General features: G+C 33.2%; 21 protein-coding genes. 3 read left to right on the top strand and 18 right to left on the bottom strand.

The annotated features are described in order from the left end of the window. Positions 1–18: 18 nt before the first annotated feature. Positions 19–2,511: an acyl-CoA dehydrogenase gene (locus KFE69_03380; GenBank protein UTW43200.1), complete on the bottom strand. Its 2,493-nt coding sequence runs from the start codon at positions 2,509–2,511 to the stop codon at positions 19–21. Positions 2,512–2,655: 144 nt separating this feature from the next. On the opposite strand from KFE69_03380, the gene KFE69_03375 reads away from it, so the two are divergent. Together KFE69_03375 and KFE69_03370 are read left to right on the top strand one after the other, a co-directional pair. Then, on the top strand, positions 2,656–4,065 hold the full coding sequence (locus tag KFE69_03375; protein ID UTW43199.1) for a DASS family sodium-coupled anion symporter: 1,410 nt from the start codon (positions 2,656–2,658) through the stop codon (positions 4,063–4,065). Between the two features lie 145 nt (positions 4,066–4,210). Then, positions 4,211–4,774 (top strand): hypothetical protein, encoded by a 564-nt coding sequence (locus KFE69_03370; protein ID UTW43198.1) that lies wholly within the window; start codon positions 4,211–4,213, stop codon positions 4,772–4,774. On the opposite strand, the gene KFE69_03365 is transcribed toward KFE69_03370, so the two are convergent. From KFE69_03365 to KFE69_03300, 14 genes are all read right to left on the bottom strand, one after another. Further along, complete coding sequence (locus tag KFE69_03365) at positions 4,766–5,521, bottom strand: tetratricopeptide repeat protein (protein ID UTW43197.1); 756 nt, start codon at positions 5,519–5,521, stop codon at positions 4,766–4,768. The two genes, KFE69_03370 and KFE69_03365, sit on opposite strands and share 9 nt — an antisense overlap. Beyond that, on the bottom strand, positions 5,511–6,617 hold the full coding sequence (gene rlmN / locus KFE69_03360) for a 23S rRNA (adenine(2503)-C(2))-methyltransferase RlmN (protein UTW43196.1): 1,107 nt from the start codon (positions 6,615–6,617) through the stop codon (positions 5,511–5,513). The genes KFE69_03365 and rlmN overlap by 11 nt, the downstream gene beginning before the upstream one ends. 128 nt (positions 6,618–6,745) lie before the next feature. Then, the gene (alr, locus tag KFE69_03355; protein ID UTW43195.1) at positions 6,746–7,831 is read right to left on the bottom strand and encodes an alanine racemase; all 1,086 of its coding nucleotides are present in this window, start codon (positions 7,829–7,831) and stop codon (positions 6,746–6,748) included. A 2-nt stretch (positions 7,832–7,833) separates the two neighbouring features. Further along, positions 7,834–9,240: a replicative DNA helicase gene (gene dnaB / locus KFE69_03350; protein UTW43194.1), complete on the bottom strand. Its 1,407-nt coding sequence runs from the start codon at positions 9,238–9,240 to the stop codon at positions 7,834–7,836. An 82-nt stretch (positions 9,241–9,322) separates the two neighbouring features. Next, the gene (gene rplI, locus KFE69_03345) at positions 9,323–9,772 is read right to left on the bottom strand and encodes a 50S ribosomal protein L9 (protein ID UTW43193.1); all 450 of its coding nucleotides are present in this window, start codon (positions 9,770–9,772) and stop codon (positions 9,323–9,325) included. 39 nt (positions 9,773–9,811) lie between these two features. Continuing rightward, positions 9,812–10,036: a 30S ribosomal protein S18 gene (gene rpsR / locus KFE69_03340; protein UTW43192.1), complete on the bottom strand. Its 225-nt coding sequence runs from the start codon at positions 10,034–10,036 to the stop codon at positions 9,812–9,814. A 19-nt stretch (positions 10,037–10,055) separates the two neighbouring features. Further along, a complete protein-coding gene (gene rpsF, locus KFE69_03335) occupies positions 10,056–10,403 on the bottom strand; it encodes a 30S ribosomal protein S6 (GenBank protein UTW43191.1) in 348 nt (115 codons plus the stop codon). Positions 10,404–10,565: 162 nt separating this feature from the next. Next, positions 10,566–13,547, bottom strand: a complete 2,982-nt coding sequence (locus KFE69_03330; protein UTW43190.1) for a hypothetical protein — start codon at positions 13,545–13,547, stop codon at positions 10,566–10,568. 140 nt (positions 13,548–13,687) lie between these two features. Next, positions 13,688–15,025: a hypothetical protein gene (locus KFE69_03325; GenBank protein ID UTW43189.1), complete on the bottom strand. Its 1,338-nt coding sequence runs from the start codon at positions 15,023–15,025 to the stop codon at positions 13,688–13,690. A 203-nt stretch (positions 15,026–15,228) separates the two neighbouring features. Continuing rightward, positions 15,229–15,393, bottom strand: coding sequence for a hypothetical protein (locus KFE69_03320; protein ID UTW43188.1), 165 nt, complete (start codon positions 15,391–15,393; stop codon positions 15,229–15,231). A gap of 35 nt (positions 15,394–15,428) precedes the next feature. Continuing rightward, a complete protein-coding gene (locus KFE69_03315) occupies positions 15,429–16,928 on the bottom strand; it encodes a hypothetical protein (GenBank protein ID UTW43187.1) in 1,500 nt (499 codons plus the stop codon). Positions 16,929–17,122: 194 nt separating this feature from the next. Next, positions 17,123–20,053, bottom strand: a complete 2,931-nt coding sequence (locus KFE69_03310; protein ID UTW43186.1) for a hypothetical protein — start codon at positions 20,051–20,053, stop codon at positions 17,123–17,125. 209 nt (positions 20,054–20,262) lie between these two features. After that, positions 20,263–21,111: an S-formylglutathione hydrolase gene (fghA, locus tag KFE69_03305; GenBank protein UTW43185.1), complete on the bottom strand. Its 849-nt coding sequence runs from the start codon at positions 21,109–21,111 to the stop codon at positions 20,263–20,265. Positions 21,112–21,129: 18 nt separating this feature from the next. After that, positions 21,130–22,239: an S-(hydroxymethyl)glutathione dehydrogenase/class III alcohol dehydrogenase gene (locus KFE69_03300; protein UTW43958.1), complete on the bottom strand. Its 1,110-nt coding sequence runs from the start codon at positions 22,237–22,239 to the stop codon at positions 21,130–21,132. 241 nt (positions 22,240–22,480) lie between these two features. On the opposite strand from KFE69_03300, the gene KFE69_03295 reads away from it, so the two are divergent. Then, positions 22,481–23,221: a TIGR00730 family Rossman fold protein gene (locus KFE69_03295; protein UTW43184.1), complete on the top strand. Its 741-nt coding sequence runs from the start codon at positions 22,481–22,483 to the stop codon at positions 23,219–23,221. 10 nt (positions 23,222–23,231) lie between these two features. Here the strand turns inward: KFE69_03295 and KFE69_03290 are convergent, their stop codons facing one another. The 3 genes from KFE69_03290 to KFE69_03280 all read right to left on the bottom strand — a co-directional run bounded on the left by KFE69_03290 (position 23,232) and on the right by KFE69_03280 (position 26,265). Continuing rightward, positions 23,232–23,567 carry an antibiotic biosynthesis monooxygenase gene (locus KFE69_03290; GenBank protein ID UTW43183.1) on the bottom strand — a complete coding sequence of 112 codons (336 nt, stop codon included), beginning with the start codon at positions 23,565–23,567 and terminating at the stop codon, positions 23,232–23,234. A gap of 28 nt (positions 23,568–23,595) precedes the next feature. Continuing rightward, positions 23,596–24,420: a pseudouridine synthase gene (locus KFE69_03285; GenBank protein UTW43957.1), complete on the bottom strand. Its 825-nt coding sequence runs from the start codon at positions 24,418–24,420 to the stop codon at positions 23,596–23,598. Between the two features lie 84 nt (positions 24,421–24,504). After that, complete coding sequence (locus tag KFE69_03280; protein ID UTW43182.1) at positions 24,505–26,265, bottom strand: alpha/beta fold hydrolase; 1,761 nt, start codon at positions 26,263–26,265, stop codon at positions 24,505–24,507.

Genomic DNA, 26,265 nt, shown 5'->3' with positions numbered 1-26,265 from the left:
TACAAATTAACCAGTTAATTACGCTTTGATATTTTCAGACTCAGCCTTAGAGACTTCAGGGCTAGCTTTTACTTTAGGCGTTTTTTTCTTTGTAGATATTTCATTTTTTTCATTACGAAAGTAGTCAAAATTAAACTCATCAACTTCAAGAGCATCTAACCTTAATGCTTCAGCTTCATTGATTTGTTTCACTTCTATATCTGTTAAAACATTATTGACTAGCGCTACTTTTAGCATCACATCAATCGGTTCTTTTTTAATGATACCTTTTTTAACTGCCTGATAAAGCTTAGTATAGAGTGCTTCAACATCCAAAAGCTTAATAAATGCTTCATTGACTTTATACAATGGCGTACTTTTATCTGAAGTGAATAACCGTGAGGCAACACGCTGCCTAAATACATCATTTTTCATCGCACTTTGGGTAATTTTATGTTCCAAATGATCAGAAGGCTTACGATAACTTCTACCATATGGAAAGCATAACTTTCTGATATACCAACCAATTGCTTTTGAAGGAAAATTATAAGAATATTCATACAAAGCTTCTTGTGCTTGATATAAACAATGATCTAATGCCCATTTTACATAAGGTAACTCTTCTTTATTCTCTCCATAATCTTTAAAGTGTTTTAATACAGCAGCCGCCATATACATATTGGATAAGATATCACCTAAACGTGCACTTAAACGCTCTTTACGCTTTAATGCGCCGCCTAAGTACATTAAAGATAAATCAGAAACCCATGAAAAAGCATAGCTTAAGCGCGTTAGTTTTTTATAATATGGCTTTAAAGGAGAATTTGGTGCTTTAACTAATAAACCTGCAGTTAAGCTTGTTGCAATTGTTCTGACTTTATTTTTAGCATAATATCCAACATGAGCCCATAATAATTCATCAAACTTAGCTACATTATCTTCTGAAATTGCATAAAACTCATCCTGCAAATACGGATGACACGCCATAGCGCCCTGACCAAATACTAATAAATTACGTGTCATTATGTTTGCACCTTCAACGGTAATAGAAACCGGTACACCTAAGTATGCAGTCAATAAATAATTATTTGGACCTGCAATAACAGCACGCCCTGCATGTAAATCCATTGCATCTGAAATTGTTTGTCTTGCGTTTTCAGTATTATGATATTTAGCAATTGCTGAAGCAACCGAAGGTTTAATACCTGCATCAACCGCTGCAACCGTTAATTCACGTGTTGCTTGAACCAAATAGCTTAGGCCACCAATTCGGCCTAATGTTTCTTCAATACCTTCAAATTTACCAATTTCAAGACCAAACTGCTTACGAATATGCGCATAAGCACTGGATGTATAAAAACTCACAGATGAAGATGCAGTTCCTAGTGCTGGTAGTGAAATTGAACGACCAATTGATAGGCATTCTACCAGCATACGCCAACCTTCACCAGCCATTTTACCACCACCAATAATATAGCTTATTGGGACAAAAATATCCTTACCTCTAACTGTGCCATTCATAAATGGTAGATATGCCGGCAAATGACGATTACCAATTTCTAAGCCTTGCTGATCTCGTGGTATTAAAACGCATGTGATTCCTTCTGCACCTTCAGTTAATAAGCCATCTGGATCTTGTAAATCAACAGCTAAACCAATTAAAGTTGCAACCGGTGCTAAGGTTATATAACGCTTATTAAAATTAAGCTTAAGACCAATGGTTTCTTTACCATCAAAAACACCTTTAGTAACGATTGCTGATGAAACAAGTGAAGTTGCATCACTACCTGCTTGAGGTTCGGTTAATGCAAAGCATGGAATATCTTCACCTTTTGCAAGTCTTGGTAGATAATGATTTTTTTGATCTTCAGTTCCATAGTGATATAAAAGCTCACCTGGTCCTAATGAGTTTGGTACCATAACAGTTACAGCACCGACACCAGAACGTGATGCTACTTTATAAACCACATCAGAATGTGCTTTTGCTGAAAAACCTTTACCACCATATTGTTTATCTATCACTAAACCGAGAAAACCTTTCTCTTTCATGTATTGCCAAACTTTCTCGTCTAAGTCATTATTATTCATCACTTTCCAGTCATCAATCAACCGACAAAGCTCTTCAACTTCATTGTCATAAAAGCTTTGCTCTTCTTCAGTTAATTGATGCTTTGATATGCGATGTAATTTTTCCCAATTAGGGCTACCACGAAAGAAATCTTCCTCAACCCAAGTATCTCCTGCATTTAAAGCAATCTCTTCTGTTTTGGATAGTTTGGGCGTTGATTTTTTCAATACTTTAAATAAGTAGCTACTTATTAATGCTCGACGAATTGCACTTGCATTAAATACAATGGCAATGACTGCAAATACAAGCCAATAAATAATCCTTGGTGTACCAGCTAATAAGCCAGATAGACTTGCTACCAATAATATTGCAGCAGTAACAATACTCCAACTTATTAATTTAATACCATAATAAATTCCAATTAACGTTATTATTACAATCAGTAATAAAATCCATCCAGCCATATTGCCTCCAAGCATTTACCCTATTCACTACATAGTATAATTTTTTTAAACTAAAAATTAAATCATGTTAATAGTTTAAGCCCCTGTTTTTATTTGACAAAACTAATTGTGTTAATAAAAATTAGAATAAATAAAATATAAGTTATGGTTTTACTTTATATGAATAGACGCATGACACTAATAGGCATCATTGTTAGTGCTGTTATTTTTGTCATTTTAAACTCTTTTGAATTACCAGGGTTCTCTTATCAAGCTAAAATGTCATTTATTATTTTTGTCATTGCAGCATTTTTATGGATGAGTAACGCATTTCCGCTAGCAATTACCGGAATTATTGTTTTATTTTTACTTCCATTAACACAAGCAGCCCCTGCATCAACTGTTTATGGATATTTTGGTAATAGTGCTGTATTTTTCGTACTCGGCGCATTTATCCTAGCATCCCCTGTGATGCGCTCAGGCTTAAGCACCCGCATTGCAATTACAATGATCACTCGATTTGGTAAAGGGCCAAGACGACTATTACTATCAATTTTTACCCTTTCAAGCTTATTAGCATTTGTTATCAGTGAACATGCTGTTGCGGCTATTTTATTCCCAATTGTTGCTGAAATCGTTAATGCAGTTGAAGAAAAAAATAGTCATAATTTTGCATTCGCTGCTTTTATGTGTATGGCATGGGGTGCTATGACTGGTGGAACTGCAACTTTACTAGGTGGTGCTAGAGCACCATTAGCCATTGGAATGTTACAAGAGACAACCAATACAACAATAAGCTTTATTCAGTGGACATTATGGACAATTCCTATTGTCTTAATTATGCTGACTGTCTGTTTTTTAATCACTCTATTTATTCTTAGAAATACACAGATTAGTATTGAGAAGGCTAGAAAAACCTTAATTAGCCATAAGAAAAAACTTGGTAAGGTGACACAAAGAGAAATCAACACGTTACTTGTTCTATCAATTACCATTATTCTATGGATTTTATTTGGCACTGGTTGGGGATTAGATACCATTGCATTATTTGGTGTTATCCTTGCATTTGCATTAAACATTACCAACTGGAATGAAGTTGAAGAGGATGTAAAATGGGGCATATTTGTTATGTATGGTAGTGCCATTGCACTTGGTACAACACTGCGCGATACAGGCGCAGCCCATGCAATGGTTAATGTGATTGTTAATTCTGGTATTCAATCGCCACTGATTATATTTATGCTCATTTCCTTAATTGCTTTAGTCTTAACAGAACTTGTATCAAATGCCGCAGCAGTTGCCGTACTATTACCCATTGGCTTAGCGCTAGCTGGTGAATATGGTATTGACCCAAGAGCAATTACAGTTGCCATTGCCACTTGTGCAGGTTTAACGTATATGTTACCTGTTAGCACACCTGCAATGGCTATTGTTACCGGTTGTCACCATGTCAATCCACATCGGGCTATGAGCTGGGGATTTATATTAAAATTGATCAGTTATGTTGTTTTTATTAGTGTTGCATTAGTCTATTGGCCTTTAGTTGGCATTAATGGTAATGCAAATATTTTATAATTTTCTAATAAAATATATCTTGCAATGCATCAATTTATCTTTTTTCAAGGTATACTACAATAAGCAGTAATTAACGATAATAAATTTAAACTCAAACTTTATGACTAGAAAAAAAACCAATAAATATTTTGTCTATGGTGCGCTAATGCACAATAAAATCATAAGAAGAAAAGGTAAAGCAGCTTACCTACCTGGCTATATGATTCAATTTAGCATTAAAGGTATTCCGTTAATTGAACCTGGCTTTGCAACACTTGTACCTGCCCCAGGGGATCAAGCATGGGGTGTTATGGTTGAGTTAAATGAACGCGACTGGGTAAAAATGTCATCTCATGAAGTCAGCTATCAACTAGATACAACTTTAGCCTATGATTTAGACTATCAAGCACACGAAGTCAAAGCATTACTACCCAAACCCAAAGCACATCAGCCGCGCACTTGGAAACCATCATCACGCTATGCTCGTATGCTGTATTATGCATCTTGTCATTTTCACTTTCCAGAAGATGTTAAAGCACGTTACCGAGAAGCGTATTTAAAGGGTAATAAAGTAACACGTTATATTCCTTGGTTTACCCCAACAATCAAAAAATCAATCGCACGCTTTGGAAAACGTTATGGCACATGGATTGGCATTACCCTAACACTTGTTCCTTTTGCTTTTTTGATATTAGGCATCCTATATTTAACTATTAAAGATTTACATTGAGTTAAGCTCTAGCCTTAAAGTTGCAGCACGACTACCTTGATGTAGTTTTTCTGCAATGTCCATCTCTAAAGTCATTGATGCAGCAGTTGATGGGTAATTTTTTTGGTAATAGCGAATATACTGATCTGCTTTTGTATAATTTTTTTCAAGATAATAAATCTGAGCTAATGAATAATAACTTAATGGCAAATCAGGGTTTTGTTTTAACGCCATATTGAATAAATACTTTGCATCTGTAAAATTTTGATTATTTTTCTGACAAATTCCAAAGGCTTGATAACTTTGACCTAGATTCGTATTATCTGCTAGTTTAATCGCTTTTTTAAAATAATTTTGCGCATTCTGATATTGGTTTTGTGCACAAAGAAAAGCTGCATAATAAATAATTGCTTGCGGGTTATCTGAGTCAATTGAAAGCGCTTCTTTATAAGCATCATTTGCTTTTTGGATATCACCTGAAGCTTGATAATAATAACCCAAGGCATAATGCACAATGGCTAAATCATCATCCTGAGTTTGTGCTTTTAAGATTTTTCTTTTAGCAAAATCAAGCATCCCTTCTTTTGTATAATGAATGCCTAACTGCGCATTTAACATCGCAGCTTTTGCATAATCTGGCTTAATTTCTTCTTGTTGAGCCTGCTGTAGTTGATTAATCTGACCTTCTTTTGTTTTTTGGCTCGCGCAAGCTGAAATCAATAAACCAAAAAATACAATTAAAAAACCATTAATTAGTTTATGCTTCAACAACCAACTTTGCTTTGTATTTTTCTTGGCGCTTTGTCTTATCCTTAACTTGACCAACCAACTGTCCACATGCCGCATCAATATCATCCCCTCTGGTTCGGCGAATCGTTGTTGTATAATTATAGCGCATCAAAACTTGTTGAAAACGGTGTATACGATTATTACTTGGTCTTTTATACGGCGTACCCGGGTACGGGTTAAACGGAATTAAATTAATTTTACTTGGAATTTCTTTTTCTTTTAATAATTTCGCTAATGCTTCTGCATGTTCAACTTCATCATTAACACCTTCCATTAAGGTATATTCGAAAGTAATATCCTTATGTGGCCCTTTTTGAGCATACAAGCGACAAACTTCTAATAATGAGTCAATATTATACTTACGATTAATTGGCACTAATTCGTTGCGAAGTTCATCAGTTGGCGCATGTAATGAGACTGCTAAAGATACATCAATTTTTTCCATTAACTCATAAATTTTTGGCACAACACCTGAGGTACTTAAAGTCACTCTTCTTTTTGATAAGCCATAAGCTAAATCATCCATCATAATCGACATTGCTTCAACAACAGGCTCAAAATTCATTAAAGGTTCACCCATGCCCATCATAACAATATTAGTTACTTTGTTATCATGCTCTTTTTTAGATTCAGATAAGCACCTTGCAGCAATCCATAATTGACCAATAATCTCAGTTGAAGTTAAGTTGCGATTAAAGCCTTGCTTGGCGGTAGAGCAAAAACTACAAGTTAACATACAGCCAACTTGGGATGAAACACACAAAGTTCCTCGCTTACCTTCTGGGATAAATACCATTTCAATCCAGTTTTTCCCTGACATTTCAAGAATCCACTTACGTGTACCATCATCTGATGTTTTATCAAGAACTACTTTAGGTGCGATTACTTCTGCTGTTTCTGATAACTTTTGACGTAATGCTTTACTTAAGTCTGTCATTTGATCAAACTCAGTAATACCACGAGCATGAATCCATTTTAACATTTGGTCAGCTCGAAAACGTTTTTGACCAATAGATTCAAAATAGTCTTGTAACGACTGGCGATTAAGGCCTAATAAATTTACTTTTTCTGTCATATAAGTCACTAATTATCGTTTTATTATTATAGCTTTATTTAACTAATTGGTTATTATCTAAACTACACTTTGAAATGTGCCTCACAGTGTAACGATTTTATAGGAAAAAGTCTAATTTTTAATCACTATTAGACTACTTTTCTCTCGACACGATCACTTAAGCCAGAAGATAGACTATAAGGTGAAACACCAATAACCGTTGCAACCTCTTCAATAGGTAATTCATCACCCCATAATATGACTTCATCGCCTACAGCAACATTTTTAACTTCTGTTACATCAACTGACATCATATCCATAGATAGTTTACCAATTACCGGCACCTTTTTCCCTCGAATTAAAACGGGCGTACCTTCTGGTGTTCGATAAGGATAGCCATCTGCATAACCAACTGGAATCGTTGCAATGACTGAATCTCGCTTTGCTTGCCAAATGCCATTATAGCCAACCGTATTACCTATTTTAACATCATGTAAAGCAATAATTCGACTTTTAAGCGTCATCACATAATCAAAATAAAGGCGTGTTTTTTCAGCTAATGCTTCAAAAGAAGAAATGCCATATAATGCTGCTCCTGGCCTTATGATATCGCAAGGTAGTGAGTCATCCATTAATAGTCCAGCTGAATTTTCCATTGATATAGCATCTGCTGGATATTGTTGACATAATTGTGCAAAACATTTTTTCTGCTCTAATGAAATCACTGAATCTGGAAACTCAGCTTCTGCTAAATGCGTTAACCAAATCAATCGATTAAAACGTTCTTTATTTGCTTTTATGGTTTGATAAATCATTCTTGCATCATCAAGATCAAAACCTAGCCTATTCATACCTGTATTTATTTTAAGCCAAGCATTAATATGCCAAGCGCTTTTCTCAGCTAAAACCCACTCTAATTGATAATGGCTATGAATCACAGGTGTTATATCTAATGCTTTCATATACGGTATTTGACATTGAGCAACAAAGCCAGACATCAATACAATTGGTAAGTTAATTCCGCTATCACGTAATTTTTGTGCTTCGATAAAGCTTGCGACACCAAACCCATTAACAAAGGGTTGAATAATTTCTGCAACTTCAACTAGACCATGGCCATAAGCATTACCTTTTAACATAGCCAATACTTCATTAGGCTTTACTTTTTTTAGCAATACTTGAATATTCTCTGTTAATCTATCCTTGTTTATTAATGCTTCTACCCGGCATTGCATCACTAAAAACCTCCTGTTATTTGCTCCTCTGGTGCATAATCACTAAATCGTAAAAACTGTCCTGTAAATGTTAACCTAACACTACCAATTGGTCCATTTCTTTGCTTGCCAATAATCACTTCACCAATGCCTTTTAATTCTGGCTTATCTTTATGATAAACTTCTTCTCTAAATACAAACATAATCACATCCGCATCCTGCTCAATGGCGCCAGATTCTCTTAAATCTGACATCATTGGACGCTTATCTGATCGATCATCAACTCCCCTATTTAGCTGCGAGATCGCAATAACAGGTACATGTAACTCTTTAGCTAATGCTTTTAATGACCTTGATATTTCTGAAACTTCTTGCGTTCTGTTTGACTCCATACCTGGCACACGCATTAATTGTAAGTAATCAACAATAATTAAGCTTAATCCACCATGGTCTCTTGCAACTCGTCTAGCTCTTGAACGTACTTCAGCTGGTGATAATGCAGGTGAGTCATCAATTAACATCTTCATATCTTGGCTGATCACTTTCATTGCTGATGCAATCTTAGCCCAATGTTCATCATTTAATTTACCACTTCTTAATAGACTTTGATCAACACGTCCTAAAGATGAAATCATACGAGTCACCAAATCTTCTGCAGGCATTTCCATACTAAAAACTAAAACAGGTTTATCTGCTGTTCTTGCAATATTTTCAGCCATATTCATTGAAATAAGTGTTTTACCCATTGATGGTCGACCGGCTACAATCACCAAATTTGCAGGATGTAAGCCAGATGTCATATCATCAAGATCTTTTAAGCCCATTGGCGTGCCTGTAATACCATCTTTTGCATCCATTAGGCTATCAAGTCTATCAATAACATTAGGCAATACATTTTGCACCGACTCAGGGCCAACAGCTGAAGCTGTACTTGATTCTGCTAATGCAAATATTTTTCGCTCTGCTTCATCAATAATCTCATCACTTTTACGGCCTGATTGGTCATAGACAAGATCAGCAATATCAGTTGCTGTATTTAATAATGATCTTAATTTTGCACGTTCTTTTACAATGCGTGCATAGGCTGCAATGTTTTGAGCTGTCGGTGTATTTTTGGCTAATTCTGCTAGATAGTTTAAACCACCTGCTTGATCTAATAGTTGACTTTCAAATAACGACTCACTTAGGGTGATCACATCAAAGGGCTCTTCCTTTGAAGCTAATCGTGTAATTTCTTTAAATATAACGCGATGCTCTTTACGATAAAAGTCACGCTCTATCAATGAGTCTGCTATTTTATCCCAAGCATCATTATCTAATAATAATCCACCAATAACTGAGCGTTCAGCATCAATAGAATAAGGCGGCTGTTTTAATTGCTCTAATTTTTGGTAGTCTGAGTTTGCATATAAATTATTTATATTTTCCATTAATATCCATCCAAAATAAAAAAGGCTGTGTTCATACACAGCCTTCTATTTTAGTGTCTTTTAGAAAAGATACAATCATCAATTATAACGCAGCAACCACAATTGTTACTGTTACATCAACACCTGTATGTAAGTGAATACTAACTTGATATTCACCAATTTGACGAATCGTACCTTCTGGCATACGCACATGACGACGCTCAACTTCAATACCTGAAGTTTCTTTAACAATATCAGCAACTTCTTTTGTACCAACAGAGCCAAATAATTTACCGCCCTCACCTGCTTGAGCTTTAATCTCAAAGCTTTTGCTTTGAATTTGCTCTGCATCAGCCTGTGCTTTGGCAATACGCTCATTTTCTAAGCGCTCAAGTTCAGCCTTTTGTGCTTCAAATGCTTTAACATTTTCAGCTGTTGCTTGAACTGCTTTACCATAAGGGATTAAATAGTTACGCGCATAACCAGCACGCACCCTAACCATATCACCTAGCTTACCTAGGTTTTCTACTTTTTCTTTTAAGATAATTTCCATCTTGAAAAGCCTCTTAAATCTAATTCAAATAAATTTCTATTAATAATGATGATCACAATAAGGTAACAATGCTAAAAAGCGAGCACGTTTAATTGCTGTTGCAATCTGACGTTGATACTTAGCACTTGTACCTGTAATACGACTTGGTACAATTTTACCCGTTTCAGTGATATAGCTTTTCAACGTATTTAGATCTTTGTAATCAATTTCTTTTACGCCTTCAATTTTGAAACGGCACATTTTACGACGACGATTTAGACGCATTAGTAATACTCCTTAAAAATTAAGCTGACGCTGTTTCAACTCTTTTCTTTGACTCAGCCATCATAACTGATGGCTCAGTAATTGCTTCATCTTTAGTTAAAATCAAACGGCGAAGAATCGCATCATTATAACGAAATGATTCTTCCAACTCATTTAAGGCAGTTTGATTACATTCGATATTCATTAATACATAATGTGCTTTATGTAATTTCTCAATTGGGTAAGCTAATTGACGACGTCCCCAATCTTCTAGGCGGTGAATTTTACCACCATCTTTTTCAATAATTTCGCGATAACGCTCAAGCATCGCTGGCATCTGATCACTTTGATCTGGATGCGCAATAAATACAACTTCATAATGACGCATGTTTATTTTACTCCTTCCGGTTTATCTTATACATTGCGATAAGCGTTTCTACTCTGTTATGATTAAATCAAGAATGAAACGCAAAGAGCGGGTCAAATTCTATATGAAATTAAATAAAAAGGCAAATTTTATTAAGCGTTTATAACTATATTTCTTTTAGTATTACATTATATAGTTTAGTTCTCCTGCCCCAATAGCGGCTGGGATATTACTTTGGAATGGACTTGGTGTAATTGGTCCGCTTGCTTGACTAGAGCTTTCTTCAAACTTAGCTATTTCTCCCACAGGCTCAGCAATAAAAATATTACCTGATTCTACTAATTTTTTACTTGATCTACGCAAACCTGCATCACTTAAAACTTTTCGGTATGCTTTAATTGCTGTATTATTTTCCTCATGCGTTTTAAAAGATTCATGAAATGCTTCTTTTAACTGATTAGTTAAATTTTGCGCACTTTCATTTCCATCAAGCTGCTTTTTAGATTTTGTAACCAATCGTAGTTCACCCATAGAGACTAAGTCAATACCACCTTGACCATACTTATTGTCACTAGCAAATAATAGCATTGCATAAGGTTTAACATTACCTGATTGATTAAACTGTGCAGTTAAGCGATCTAAGTCTTGTTGTGTGCCTGAAGTCATATCAATAATTAAAACTTCAGGTTTATCACTTTCATCAATTTCAGCCCAATTACCTTTCCAATTTGTTTGCTTACTTTTCCCTGCTTCATGACGAGGAAAGGCTGCAATATCTGCAAATTTAATATGTGCTTTTTTTCCTTCTTCAGTTTCATTTATTTCCCAACATTCAATTTTTTGTGAAGATTCTTCTTTAAATTGCTTCATTATTTCTTTAGGTGTTTCATGATCAATTTCAAAGTAAACTTCAGAAAGCTCACCACTTAGCTTGTCCCCTTCTTCAAACTTTAAATTCGAATAGGCATGATTAACGATTCTTATTGCATGAGAAAATCCTGACATGCCACATCTTGTTGCCTCTGTTTTATAATCTTCATCATCTGTTAATACTGAATCAACAGATGCTTTAAGTGCTAATTCTTGTGGCTTCTCAGCTTGGCTTGTAATTCTTTTATCTCGTTCTACTTTTATCTCCATTTCATAGCGCATTTGTAATAAGCGACAAAGTGATTCAACCTTAGTTGCAATAACAGAGTAATTTTCATTTTCTGGTTGTTGAGCAATTACCCAGTCAATGATTTTATCTAAATCACGCACACCTTGATTTTCACTTGCCTTAAATTTTTGTTGATGTCTAAAATAAACATCAATCAAATTATGATACATTGCTAATAACTCATCTGGTGCTTGAGCTTTTTTTAGCTCTAGCTTCTCTTTTTCATTTTCTGATTGACTGTCTTTTTTAAGCTCTAATTGACAAAATTCTTCTAATTTTATTTTTCTTTGTTTTTCAAAAATATCACAGATATCCTGCAGACTATGATTATCTTTTGCTAAATCAGCAATTTTAATTCTTGCTGCATTTTGAGCTATCACCCTTGTACCAACTTTATCATTTATATTTTTTTTATCTTTATTCGCCTCTTGATTTAACAAAACCAATAATTTTTGTTGTGTTTCTGGTTGCGAAACTTCAGATAAAAACTCTTCATATGCACTAGATAACACTTCTGAAAATGAATCTGGCACAAGCCCTGGAGACAATCTAAATGAAAACCCTGTATCTGTAATGGATGGCCTAATACTTCCAAATGATGCTTGTGGTTGAATTTCAATATAATTTTCACCATAAGCTTGTAAACTTTTTTGATTGATTTTACCTGCTAGATAGCTTAATAACACATTATTCAAGACTCTAACTGTTGGAGATGCACTCTGATCTTCTTCAAAATCTAGCTCAGCACGGAGTTTCTCAAATTGATCACTACATTTATCTTGTAAGAATGAAATGAATTTTCTATAGTCAAAAACCATACAAGGATAATCTGAAGCTGATGCAGTAACTTTGATTAGATAATTTTTTTCCTCTGCTTGAGCTTTTTGTGCTAACTCCTTTGTAATATCAACACGCTTATTCATTACCGCACTAAAAGTCCCTGCCTTGTTAAATACTTTACTCTCTTCTTTATTTTCTTCTTTATTTTCTTCTTTATTTTCTCCTTTGTTTTCTTCTTTCTTAGCGCCTAATTTTTCAATGGCATTACTTAGCAGGTACTCACTTAAATAATTAACTTGATCAAAGTTAAGTTGTGAAAAAATATTTTCAATCACTTCTTCAGGTGTTTGCCACTGCCCTAGCCATTCGGCATTTTCACCATCAGCTTTTTTATGAAATAGTTTTAGTACATCTAATTCCAATAACTTATCAACTAAACTTAATTTCATTTGCATTTTTTCAAGTTTTTCTTGACCAAACTCAAGTGCTACATCTTTTTTAATTGATTGGTTTTCTTGTAATAATGCCTTTAATAAATCTTCAATTTCTTTTTTAATCTTTTTTATCCAATCTCTACAGTTTTTGACTGCTGTATTTCGCATCTGCTGTTTAGTTGGATCAATAGATGCTCCATGATACTTTACAAATGACTTATTTAAATTTTCTAATGGTTTATTAATTCGTTTATCAATTTCTTGATTTATTTTAACCATGTCATCATATTGTGCTTTTAAAATACCTATCTCTGGATCATCAGGAATGTTAAAAGTAGGAAGATGCTTACTTTTAGGGTTTAAATATTTACCATTAAACTCTTTTAAAAAATCCTTGAATCCAGGGTTAGCTTCTTTAAGTTTTTTTTCCAATTTTTCTTTAACAGATACCTGATCTCCCTTTTCTAGCATATCAAATTTTAAAACTCCCTCAATTGACTTATATATATTGCGTGATGGATGACCATCCTCACCACGAATATAACGTCCAGAGTGTGTTATATCCATATTGACTGCCGACTCACCAAAACTTAATACATCACCTTCCTCTCGTAATTCAGCTCGATTGGCAACATTAAAGCCATAATTAATAATACTTAACAGTTGGGCAGCATAGGCTCGACCAATTATTCCTGTCAGATCTGATTTATCATATTCACCTGGTGGATTTAATTTTTGGTTTAATTGATTAACTATTAATCGCGATTTAATTTCTTTACTTATCGATGGCATAGCACAACCCTTTTACTGACTTATTAAAAAATATATTGAATCAGCAAATGTAAAACAAACAGCATAAATTAAAAATATTGAAATTATTGCAAAATATAAAATAATTACAAATGCATTTGTAACAAAAATTCACTTGAAATTTATGGAGTAAGCTCTTCTATTTTTGCCTTACCATTGATTTCTTTGTTAAATATAAATACACTATCTTTAGATTTTTTGTAATTTTTGATATCAAAATTGATATTCCTACCATATTCTATAAAAGTGAAAAACTCATCATTCATCTCATTGTCAAATACACTTTTATAGTGTTCAAATACTTCTTTAGATACAGCTTCTTTAATTTCTATCCATACTAGCTCTGGAATCTCACCTGTATTACTTAACTGCTTAAATATACTTTGCATAAAACCATCATTAGGATCTTGATTATAATAAGCACTCAAATAATCAAGTAACTGTTGTTTTACAACACAAGGTAGATAAAGTGATGCGGAAGCCTTTGTAATATAGACTTGCTCAAATGCCGGATGATAACCAACAAACTGTTCAATCAGCTTATTAAATGCACCACCAAAACAAATAGGACTATCTTCCTCTCCATCATCAATAAACTGTTCATTATTAATGTTATCACCCCTTAAAATTTCATAACACGCTGTAGCTAAAGCTCTCAAACCTTTACTTTGTGATGTCATACTTCGATGGTCATCACAAATTGCTAAATAACACAGCATGACCAACTGTTTAATACTGATATCTAAATTAGGAGCAGACATATTAGGGTAAATTTGATTTTCTAATAATAGTTTAAGAAATACAATTGCAATATCCTTGTTATCAGTATCCTTTGATAAATTTGCAAGACCATCAATCATGTTTTGGATTAAACTATCATCTAAATCAGCCCAATAGAGACCTTTTAAACGTTTAGCTGAATCTAATGCACTTTGTTCAATTGATATAGTTTGTGTATTCTCTTTATCCTTTATTTGTTTGTGTAATATATAATCAACAAAATTACCATCCAATAAGCCCTCTACATCTTCTACATCACAAAGAACTTCTTCTAATTTGTCAAAATCTATCAAATTATGCTTTAATGCTCGTTGAACATTTTCATCACATAATACTAGATATAAATCATATGAATCTATTCTTAAAACCTTTTCCTTACTAAGGGTTTGCTTATCTGACAAATAAAGCATTTTTGATCTGTCATCTGTCAAAAACAAATAAGCATTACTATCCATAGTAAGGATATCTTCAATAGAGAAATATTGCATTAGCGATTGATCACTAGTAAATATTGCAGCTGCTGTCTCTGACATTTGTGCAACTTGAAGTAACGTCAACTCCTCTAAGTCAACAAGATCTAATATAGCTTTATTTTCCAATCGTTGCTGTTTAAAGGAAAATTTTTTTAATTCGTTTAAAATAGCTTCAGCTTCATCACTTGTAATTTTGTAATCACTCATATGATTTGCTATTATTTCAAAATACATCCAATACACTTTTTAATCTAAGTTTTTTAATATTTAAAATAATAATAACAAATAATTGCAAACAATAAATAAATATTAAATAAATTTAATTAAAATCTCATTATAATCGCTCTTGATAAATAACCAAGCCATATCGTTGGTCATGTTCATTTTGTCTTTGCAGCTCATTATTCCTTTCAACTTCTTTTTGAAACAAATAAGTGACAAATACTAGATAGGTTTGCTCCTGACTGCGCTAAATCAGTAATCTTAATACAGGCACGATTTTCACTGATAATTTTTGTGCCTTTTTTACCATTTTCAGTTGAGTTAGCTTCTTGACTTAATATATTTAATAACAAGTCATGAAATACGTTTATTGAATATTTTGTAATATTTAAAAGCTGCTTGATAGCGATAATCTTGCTTGAACTGTTGCTTTAGAATCTTGATTACTAAATAATGTAGAAGGTGTTAAAGACTGCTCTATAGCACTTGAATGAGTAAACTTTTCATTTACTAACTGAGTTAAATTCTTTATTGTACTTGAACTAAGTAGTCGCCCTGAATCAATAAACAAATTAAAATCGTCATTTTGGTTTCCATCAAATAAACAACCATAACGATCAAAAAATTGACTTGAAACTACCTGCCTTATTTCACTCCAAATTCTATCGTTAATAATTGACTCCGATAACATAAAAGCAACTTCACTACCTAAAGCTACAGTACTTTGATTATTTTGCTTTAACATATCGAGCTGGTTTAATAAATATTTTTTTAATTCATTTTTAACTAAAGTCGGTAGATAAAGTGAGGCTGAAGCTCTGTTTAAATATACTTGTTCATAATCTTCATGTAGGCTTACTTGTTTTTCAATAATTTTATTAAATGCACCACCAAAGCAAATTGGATCGTCTTCCTTTTTATCATCAACACCCTTGTCATTGTTTAAATTACCACCACGCATTATTTCATATAATCCATCAGCAAATGCTTCTAGTACACTCTCCTTAGTAGCTACTCGTCTACTATCATCATATATTGATAAAAAGCTTAATTTTAATAATTCACGAAGACCAATACCTGATAATGGATCTATTGCAGAGGCATAAAACTTATTCTTTTCAAAATAGTTAAGACAACGAAATGCCGCTTGTCTTGTTTCAGATTCTTCTAATGTTAATAGTTGACTGCAAATTGCTGCAATTGAAGTATTACTTAGTTTATCTTGATAGTGCTCTTGCAACCTTAATGCAGATTCTGAGGCACTTTTATGCACTGACGCTGTATGTGTACTTTGGTTATGATTAAGTTCAGGTTCAGGGTCTACTTCTCTTCTTTGTTGTACTTCATTAATTAATACCTCATAGTCACCACCATTTTCTAAAATACAATCGACTAAATCCTCAAAATTAAAATCTCCATTCATTAAACAGGCTCTAACATTATCATCTAACAAGGCCTCTTGTATTTCGATCATATCTATATCAAGTATTTGCTCAATTGTAATATGCAGATTATCTCCTAAGAATAATTCTTCAATATTAGATTCAGTCAAACACAAAAAGGCAATATCATTAATATTCAGCATTTGCTCTATAGTTAAATATTGCGTAACTTGATAGTTACCTGAAAATAGTGAGCTAGCAGCTATTGACATATCTAAGACTTGCCTAACCGTTAAACTTCGATCTTTTAATCTATTCTGAATCTGTTGATTTGATAATCTTTTAAAAACAAAAGCGTAATTTTCAAGTGGGCGTACAAACTCTTCTAATGTTAAATCACTATCAAATAATGCGGTTTTAATTATTTCATTATTTAATAGCTCAACAAGTTTTTTATTTTTTCTATTTTTATCTACTAATAAATTCAATTCATCCTGAGAAATCATAACCAATATACTCCACATAAAAATAAATAACCGATTATTTTATGTTTAAAAATATTTAATTGTCTTTATCTTTAATAATGATCATGTAACATATTTTATTAAATTCAGGATGAAATTAGACTTTATATAACTGATTATTAGAAATAATTTCTAAATGTAAACACTCACTAAATCGTCATAATTTTAATAACTCATTAAAAACTAAACTCTACTTTTTGCTTCTTAGATTCCGGCTCACCTGATTCATGAAAAAGTGAACTAGGTTGTAAACTAGACGCTTTTCGTTTGGAGCTACGTCGAGCTTTTATATTGTCTTGCAATTTTCTATATGCCTTTGTTGCAGTAGTATTTTCTTCCTGTTGATTATAAACATCCTCAAACGCTTTTCTTAAGTTATTTATTAACTGATGTGCTCTATTATTATTACCATTGAAGCTTTTTGTTACTAAACGTAGATCACCCATAGAGACTAAATCGACACCTGATTGTCCAAATTTATTATCACTCGCAAATAAGATCATTGCATATGGTTTTTGATTACTACCTGACCTTTCAAACTCTTTATATAAATGATCAAAATCCTTCTGTTGTGCTGACGAAATATCAATTACCAATACTTCAGGTCTTATCTGTTCATTAATTTTAGACCAATCTTCTTTCCAAATAGTTGGCTTACTTTCTCCTGTTCGATGTCGAGGGAATTGGGCTATATCAGCTAATTTAATTTCAGTATTAGCAGTTATTTCTTCCTCATCTAACAACCATTTACCATGATAGTTTTCTCCTGAGAGATGTGAGTGCATATCGTATATTTCCTGTGGCGTATTAGAATCAATTTCAAAATAAATTTCTGCCATATTACCTTGATATGAGTTACCTAAACTTGAATATACGTTATTAATAATCTCAACTATCCGTGTAAAAGCAGCCATTCCCCCTCTTGAAGCTGTTGCTATAGTTATACCATCATTTGTTAATACTAAATCAGTTGATTTCTTTTGTGAGGAATTCTCATCAAGTTCAGTATTTAGCCTTTGATACCTTCTTTCAAATATTTCTAATTCACCTCTTAGCTTTAATAGACGGCATAATGATTCAATCTTTGTTGTTATAATTGAATAATTTTTAGATCTATTTTCAATAGATATTACTAAATCTATTAATTCATCCAAGCTTTTTAAAAATAAATTATTATTAATGATTTGAAATTTATCCTTATTATTTGCATACAAATTACACAAATTACTATAGATTGCAACTAACCCATCTGGTGCCTTTGAGTCTATCTGACTTTTCTCAGTAATTATATTATTATTCCTCTCTGAAATCATTTGCTCAACTTCCTTAACAAAGTCCTTCACATTTTGCACCGTACTAAGCTTTTTACAAATTTCAGCTAATGTTATTCCTATGCTTGATAAATCTGCTATACAAATTCTTACTTGATTCTGAGATAATATATTTGGAGCTTTATTTCTTGCATTTTGTCTAGATATATCAATTTCATTAGCTAAAAAACTTAATAATGAGCTAAGCGTTTTATCTTCACTAATCTCTTCTATAAAATCCTTATATGCCGAAGCTAAAATAGCTGTATATGTACTAGGCACTAAGCCTAAAGATAGCCTAAATGAATAGCCAGTATCAGTAATTGTTGGCCTTAGACTACCAAATGATCCCTGTGGCTGTAATTCAATATAATCATGGCCATAAGCTTTTATACTTTCTCTATTAACAATACCTGCAAAATAGCTCAGCAATAAATGATTTAAACTACTTATAGTTGAAGAAGACACCTGATGATCTTCAAACACTAAAGATGCTTCAAGCAAAGGATTTGTATCTGATTGATGTCTTAAATGATTAATTAATTTTCTTAAATCGAAAATAACGCAAGGATAATCTGTTTTAGGTGCTTCAACGTCAATTAGTTTAGAGGTTACTGTAGTGTTTATTATCCTTGCTGCATCCTTTATAATTTTTAACCGTTGTTCCATTACATTAGAAAATGTCCCTAATTGATCGATTCTATTGAATACATTTATATGAACACCATCAAGTCGACCTGTTAGGTCTATTGAGATACTGATATTATCTGTATCACCTATATCACCTATACTTAGATCTGTTGAGACGTCTCTTTCATCCAAATTTAGATGAGAATCTGGCCACATATAAAAATCACTATCTCCCTTAAATTTGTCTAATTCTTCTTTGAGTAATTTATTACTTAATAATTTAATTTCATTAAATGTTAACTTAGCAAATAAGTTTTCCATAACTTCTTCAGGTGATTTCCATTGACCTAACCAGTAGGCATGACTACCATCTGCTTTACTACTAAATAAATAAACAATATCTTGCTTTAATAAAGCTTCTATTAAACTGATATCACTTAAATTTACATTGATATTATATCTTTCATAAGCAGTAATGATTTTTAACTTAATACTATCTAGCGTGGAAATTAGATTAGATATGATACACTGTCTATCTTTAATATTCTCTTTTTTAGGCGATTGAGAAATATATTGATTTAATAACCTATTAAATTGATTTATTATCTTATTCTTATTAGAATCATCACTTATAGAAATATAATCAACCTTCAAAGAATCTATACTATTTTTTTGCTTTACATCTTCTATTGCGTATTTACTAATAAATTTATCATAAGTTAATTTATAAAAGTCAGCTATAATCTGTTTTTTATTCACTCTATCAATGAGTATACTTTCCAAACACTGATGGAGTATTTGCTTCTTTAATTCAATATGGCGATCAAGTGTAGGTAGTTTTAGTAAACCAATAATTGACTGATACACCTGCCTTGATGGATGATTATTTTCACTTCGTAAATAACGGCCTGAATGAATACTACCTAATATACTAATAGCAGACTCAAGTAAAAGATCGCTAGGACTTGAAATAGGAGCTCTTAACTCAGAACGATTTGCAACATTATAGCCATAGTTTATTACACCAACTAAAATTGCTGCACATGCTCGGCCTAGTTCAGCTGATTGATTGTTACTTATCAAAAGTTGATGATTAATTAGGTCTGATGTAAGTAATTTTTCTATTAATTCTTTTTTAATTTGAGAACTTATATTTGTATGAGTCATTACAATCTACCTTTAGATTTCTGAATTCTAATTTAAGAAGCAATGAATCATAACATGATAAATAATTGCCATAAATGTTAAGTTGCAATAATTAATAACAAATATAAATAAATAATCACAATACGAATCATTTTAAGTTCATATAGATATACAAATAAAAACAAAAAAAATTAATGAAATATTTTTTCTCTTTTATGTTCGTAGAACATCTATTTTACAAGGTTAAGATAATGATACTTTAAATGATCAGCAATAAATGTCGAAATAAAATAATAACTATGATCGTAACCTTTCTGATAACGCATCGTTAATGGATAGTTGATTTTTTTTGCAGCTTTTTCTAATGATTCAGGTGCTAACTGTGACTCTAAAAACTGATCACAATCACCTTGATCAATTAATATGTTTGGCATACCATCTAATGCTGTTATATTCTGCATTAATAAAACACTATCATACTTAGCCCACAAATTCTTATCATCTCCCAAATAATTAGAAAAAGCTTTCTTTCCCCAAGGCACAACAGATGGGTGACAAATTGGACTAAAAGCAGAAACTGAAGCAAATTTTTGTGGAGTTCTTAGCGCTAACACCAAAGCACCATGCCCACCCATAGAATGACCAGAAATCGCCGGTTTTCCAGAAAATTTAAAATTATGCTCAATGACACTCGGTAATTCTTTTAGTATATAGTCATACATCTGATAATTTTCACGCCATGGCTCCTTAGTTGCATTTAAATAAAAACCAGCACCCAAACCAAAATCATAGGCATTATCTTTATCATCAGGAACACCTTCTCCACGTGGTGAGGTATCTGCTGCAACAATTGCAAGACCTAACTCAGAAGCATACTTTAAAGCACCTGCTTTTTGCATAAAGTTTTCATCTGTACAAGTTAAACCAGATAGCCAATATAGTAAAGGTACATCCTCTCTGTTATATTGTGGTGGTAAAAAAACAGCAAAACGCATCTGACAATTTAAAACATCTGATTGATGTGTATATTGCTGATGCACTCCATTAAAGCATTGAGTTGAACTAACTAAATTAATCATACAACACCTTTAGCTAAGTTAGTAAACGACAACACTACGAATACTTTTACCTTCAGCCATCAAATCAAATGCATTATTGATTTCCTCTAAAGATAATTTATGCGTAATAAAGTCTTTTAAGACAAACTCACCATTTAAGTAACGCTCGACATAATTTGGTAATTCAGAGCGACCTTTCACACCTCCAAATGCACTACCTTTCCATGTTCGTCCCGTTACTAATTGAAATGGTCGAGTTGATATTTCTTGGCCTTGACCTGCTACACCAATAATAACTGATTCACCCCAGCCTTTATGACAACATTCTAATGCTTGGCGCATCACATTGACATTACCAATACATTCAAATGAGTAATCAACACCACCATCTGTTAACTCAACAATCACTTGTTGAATTGGTTTGTCATAATTCTTAGGATTAATACAATCTGTCGCACCAAGCTTTTTTGCTAAGTCAAATTTCGATTCATTAATATCAATGGCTATAATTCTACCTGCATCAGCCATTTTTGCACCAATAATTGCTGAAAGACCTATACCACCTAAACCAAATACTGCTACAGTTGCACCTGCTTCAACTTTAGCAGTATTCATCACAGCACCAATACCTGTTGTTACGCCACAACCTAGAAGACATACTTCATCTAATGGCGCTTCTTTATTAATTTTTGCTAATGAAATCTCTGGCAATACGGTATATTCTGAAAAAGTTGAACAACCCATATAATGATAAATTTCTTCTCCATCTTTATAAAAGCGTGTTGTCCCATCAGGCATTAGCCCCTTACCTTGGGTTTCTCTGATTTTTTGGCATAGATTGGTTTTACCTGAAGTACAAAACTTACAAGTACCACACTCAGGCGTATAAAGTGGAATCACATGATCGCCAACACTGACACTAGTTACGCCTTCACCAACTGCCTCAACAACACCACCACCTTCATGACCTAGTACACAAGGAAATATGCCTTCAGGGTCTTCACCTGAAAGTGTAAATTTATCTGTATGACAAACCCCTGTTGCAATGATTTTTACTAATACCTCACCTTTTTTTGGTGGCATAACATCAATTGTTTCAATCGTTAATGGCTCTTTTGGCCCCCATGCAATTGCAGCTTTAGATTTAATTGGTTGATCCATAATTACTTCCTTAAATATTTCATAAATTTAATCAAACATCATGATTATGCCATAGCTAATTAGAGAAACAATCAAATTTGCAAATTCAATATAATAATCTTTCGTAAAAAAAATCCTTATGCATCTAGCGACTTAAGCCACTATAATAAAACTATATGACAGGTAATTATCTACATTTTATATCTACCAAGGTATGGTAGCAATTAATCCTTCATTAAAGGAGATCGTTATGACATTTAATAAAACAAGAGTTAAACCTCACTCACGTGCTTTAAGAGAAAGTCCTTATGTTAATGCTAAAGAGACTTGGAATTTATTTAAAATTATTGCTGAACTTGTCGAAGGTCATGAGCGCCTTGACCATATCCGTCCAGCGGTAAGTATTTTTGGCTCAGCTCGCTTAAAAGAAGGTAATTTTTATTACCAACAAGCACAAGAGATCGCCCAATCACTCTCTGATGAAGGCTTTAGTATTATTACAGGTGGAGGACCTGGTATTATGCAAGCAGCCAACGTTGGTGCCTCACTTGGTTCATCATTAAGTGTTGGTTTAAATATTGATTTACCATTTGAACAAGTTTCTAATGGCCATCAAGATATTACATTACGTTATCGCTATTTTTTCACTCGAAAAGCAACGTTTATCAAACATTCACTAGCTTATATTGTTATGCCTGGTGGCTTTGGAACCTTAGATGAATTATTTGATATTGTTACTCTAATACAAACTAAAAAGAAAAAATATATGCCAGTCATACTCGTTGGTAAATCGTATTGGTCCGGCTTAATTACTTGGTTAAAAGATGTTGTTGTTCAAGAAAAAACCATAAGCCCAGAAGATCTTGACTTATTAATTCTAACTGACGATACAAAAGAAGTGATTGACATTATTAAAGGACATACTAAAGACACTCAGCAACAAACTGTCGAAGAGTGTATTGAACAAGCTCGCGATGACTTTGAATTTTAATAAGGTTTAGTTAAGCTTGATTAAATAACAAATCATCAACCACTTCCATGGTAATCTCGGGTAATTTATTTTCTTGATCAGCACAAGATTTCATTTCTAAAATACTTTGACGGATATCTTCTGGTAAAACATCAGAAGGCGCATCTTCTCCTGGCCAAGATGCATCTCGTGTTTGTTTATCTGGCCACCTTGAATAAGCAAGAAAAAAACCTTGATCTGTTTTATGTAAAACAGAACCTATTGCACCTCGATACTCAATAAAGTAATTTGCTACTTTACGCCATAATTTTTGATATTCATCTTCTTTAGCTTTTTTTACATACACTCGATAAATAACTACAAACATAAGAGAGCCTTTGATTGCATAAATAAACTTATTTAAATGATTTTGTCTTATTTTTATGATAAATCGCCTTTGGAAATGTAAACGAACGCATACCAACGGATTTACGTAAATCATTTACCTGCATTGCGGTTAATTCCAGCGCCTTACCTTGAGCTAGATTACGTGGCAGTATAATATCACCATATCGAACACGAGTTAGGCGACTCACTTTGATATGATCAAATGACTCCCACATACGTCTGACCTCACGATTTCTTCCCTCTCTTAAGATCACATGATACCAAGTGTTCAAACCTTCACCGCCTCTAAATTGAATTGAATCAAACTTAGCCATACCATCTTCAAGATTAATGCCTGTTTTAAGTGTTTCAATCATTTCATCAGTGACTTCACCAAATAAACGTACGGCATACTCTCGCTCTAACTCATAGGATGGATGCATTAAACGATTTGCTAATTCTCCATCTGTTGTAAACAACAATAAGCCTGAAGTATTATAATCAAGCCTACCAACCATAACCCAACGGCCATTTTTAAGTTTTGGTAATGCATCAAAGACTGTTTTACGACCTTCAGGATCTGATTTAGAGCATATTTCTCCTGCTGGCTTATGGTATAGAACTACCCTTGGACGCGTTAAAAAGGTTGCAATTTTAACCAATGGCTTACCGTCTACTTCAATCCGATCATTTAATGTTACGCGCATACCTGTTTCAGCCTGACGCCCATTAACAGAAATTCTACCCGCTTGAATCCACTCTTCCATTTGTCTTCTTGAGCCAATGCCTGCTTGAGCCAATACTTTTTGTAACTTCTCAGGTTTTAGAACATCATTGTCACCTGGCTTAGACATCTTCACTTTTTTATTCACACTTACCCTTAATTATTTGGCTTATTGCAATATGACTAACTATTTTCTAAACTGATGAATTAGCCATTATTGTGGAAATCTTATCCCATCTTGACTCATTCGCCAAGCAAAGTGTTTCTGAACACCAATTTTTCCTTGTTTAATTAAGGATTTTATTCTTTCAGAAGAAATTGAGAAATCCATCGCAGCTACATCCTGTGTATCAACAAATACCGTTCGATTCCAGTCATCCTTAGGTAAATGCCCTTTTACACTAACTTCTGCAATAAACTCCATTAATACCTTTGCATAATCAACTAAATTACTAACCTTTTGGTAACTTTTTTCTTGTTGCTCATAGTTTGGTAGTTTAAATAAAGGCTCTAACCTAAACCCTAAAGTTTCATGATTAAAACAATAATTATCATCTGTACCTTGGTACTTTGTATGACCAACATTAATTGGATTTTCAATAAAGCGTTTATCATCAAATAAATGAATTGGGTAATTCCATGTCATACCACCATCAATCATCACACAATCTTCTTTATCAACTTCTCTTTTAATGGCTCGATAATATAATGGAATACTCATTGACATGCGAATTGCATCACGGATTTCTACATCTGGCGTCTGATCAAATGAAAATACATCAGCACATCGCTTCGACATATTCGTTGCAATAATATACAAATCAAGCCCACCTAATGCCTTTAAATCACGAAAGGTAATATCACTTCTGCCTGCTTTATCTGCAATTCGCTCACTCATCCACTCATAAAAACGATCACCACGATACCAACCAAAGTCAGATAAAAATCGTGTCGTATTGGAAATAAAATTATTACCCTTATCCGTAAACTGCCTAAAATCTAATGGCGCAATTGTATGATAAAGCTCATCTTTATCATATTTAAGCGCCACTAAGGCTGCATAAATTGCACCAGCTGATACACCGGCAACCCGTTTGATATGCGACATAATACCTAGATCAGCTAAAGCACTGACAACACCACTATAAGCAATTCCTCGAATGCCCGCGCCTTCAAATACTAAATTTCTAAATGCTGAGATATTTAAATGTTCAATAAGTTGATCACTATAAAAGTCAACTTGCTCATAATAATTCATTAATTCATAATCATCAGAAGCCAAAAATTTTGTGCGTAAGCGCTTGATTCGTTTAGCATAATATTTTGCAATACTTTTACTAATAATCAGTGGGTGATGTTTACTTAATAATAATAAGACTTGCTGTTTAATTTGATGGTATTCTATTTTTGGATTAAAACTAAGCATTTTTAGCGCATACTTTAAAGTAAGTACAGTACGCTTATCTTTACTGTCAATCTGGCGATACCACATACCATTCCAGAAGCCTAATCTAAAAAGTAATCGAATGAAAACTGCTGGTAATTGATGCCACCATTTTGATCTTAAAAGCTGATCCAACTCTAATGTAACTGGATTTAGCATAATAACTTTCAACACTTTACTTGGATAAAGTGCTGCTAAATTAAGTGCAATTAAAGCACCATAACCATGACAGAATACTGTAATATGATGATAGTCATGCTTTTCTAACAATGCCTGAAAATCAAGAATATACGATAAAACACTGAAATCATATTTACGTTTTGAAAAGCCACTATTACCATGACCATATAAGTCGAGACTTAATACATTATAACATTGTTCATAATGCCGCCATTGATAATGCCAATCACGTGCTTTACCACCTAATCCATGAATAAACAATAAAGTTTTCTTTTTAGGATCAAATTTTGTATGGTAAATGCATAAGCGCCGATTAGCTCTTAATGTCTGCTTAGTAACTTCTAATCCCAT

The organism is bacterium SCSIO 12844 (assembly GCA_024397935.1).
Classification (GTDB): Bacteria; Pseudomonadota; Gammaproteobacteria; order Francisellales; family Francisellaceae; genus M0027.
This window is presented reverse-complemented; position numbering and strand designations above follow the sequence as displayed.

What these genes read in the sequence shown, in the direction of transcription:
- KFE69_03380 (UTW43200.1), bottom strand. Translation starts at nt 2,511, where the DNA reads ATGGCTGGATGGATTTTATTACTGATTGTAATAATAACGTTAATTGGA.
- KFE69_03375 (UTW43199.1), top strand. Translation starts at nt 2,656, where the DNA reads ATGGTTTTACTTTATATGAATAGACGCATGACACTAATAGGCATCATT.
- KFE69_03370 (UTW43198.1), top strand. Translation starts at nt 4,211, where the DNA reads ATGCACAATAAAATCATAAGAAGAAAAGGTAAAGCAGCTTACCTACCT.
- rlmN (UTW43196.1), bottom strand. Translation starts at nt 6,617, where the DNA reads ATGACAGAAAAAGTAAATTTATTAGGCCTTAATCGCCAGTCGTTACAA.
- alr (UTW43195.1), bottom strand. Translation starts at nt 7,831, where the DNA reads ATGCAATGCCGGGTAGAAGCATTAATAAACAAGGATAGATTAACAGAG.
- dnaB (UTW43194.1), bottom strand. Translation starts at nt 9,240, where the DNA reads ATGGAAAATATAAATAATTTATATGCAAACTCAGACTACCAAAAATTA.
- rplI (UTW43193.1), bottom strand. Translation starts at nt 9,772, where the DNA reads ATGGAAATTATCTTAAAAGAAAAAGTAGAAAACCTAGGTAAGCTAGGT.
- rpsR (UTW43192.1), bottom strand. Translation starts at nt 10,036, where the DNA reads ATGCGTCTAAATCGTCGTCGTAAAATGTGCCGTTTCAAAATTGAAGGC.
- rpsF (UTW43191.1), bottom strand. Translation starts at nt 10,403, where the DNA reads ATGCGTCATTATGAAGTTGTATTTATTGCGCATCCAGATCAAAGTGAT.
- KFE69_03330 (UTW43190.1), bottom strand. Translation starts at nt 13,547, where the DNA reads ATGCCATCGATAAGTAAAGAAATTAAATCGCGATTAATAGTTAATCAA.
- KFE69_03325 (UTW43189.1), bottom strand. Translation starts at nt 15,025, where the DNA reads ATGAGTGATTACAAAATTACAAGTGATGAAGCTGAAGCTATTTTAAAC.
- KFE69_03315 (UTW43187.1), bottom strand. Translation starts at nt 16,928, where the DNA reads ATGATTTCTCAGGATGAATTGAATTTATTAGTAGATAAAAATAGAAAA.
- KFE69_03310 (UTW43186.1), bottom strand. Translation starts at nt 20,053, where the DNA reads ATGACTCATACAAATATAAGTTCTCAAATTAAAAAAGAATTAATAGAA.
- fghA (UTW43185.1), bottom strand. Translation starts at nt 21,111, where the DNA reads ATGATTAATTTAGTTAGTTCAACTCAATGCTTTAATGGAGTGCATCAG.
- KFE69_03295 (UTW43184.1), top strand. Translation starts at nt 22,481, where the DNA reads ATGACATTTAATAAAACAAGAGTTAAACCTCACTCACGTGCTTTAAGA.
- KFE69_03290 (UTW43183.1), bottom strand. Translation starts at nt 23,567, where the DNA reads ATGTTTGTAGTTATTTATCGAGTGTATGTAAAAAAAGCTAAAGAAGAT.
- KFE69_03285 (UTW43957.1), bottom strand. Translation starts at nt 24,420, where the DNA reads ATGTCTAAGCCAGGTGACAATGATGTTCTAAAACCTGAGAAGTTACAA.
- KFE69_03280 (UTW43182.1), bottom strand. Translation starts at nt 26,265, where the DNA reads ATGGGATTAGAAGTTACTAAGCAGACATTAAGAGCTAATCGGCGCTTA.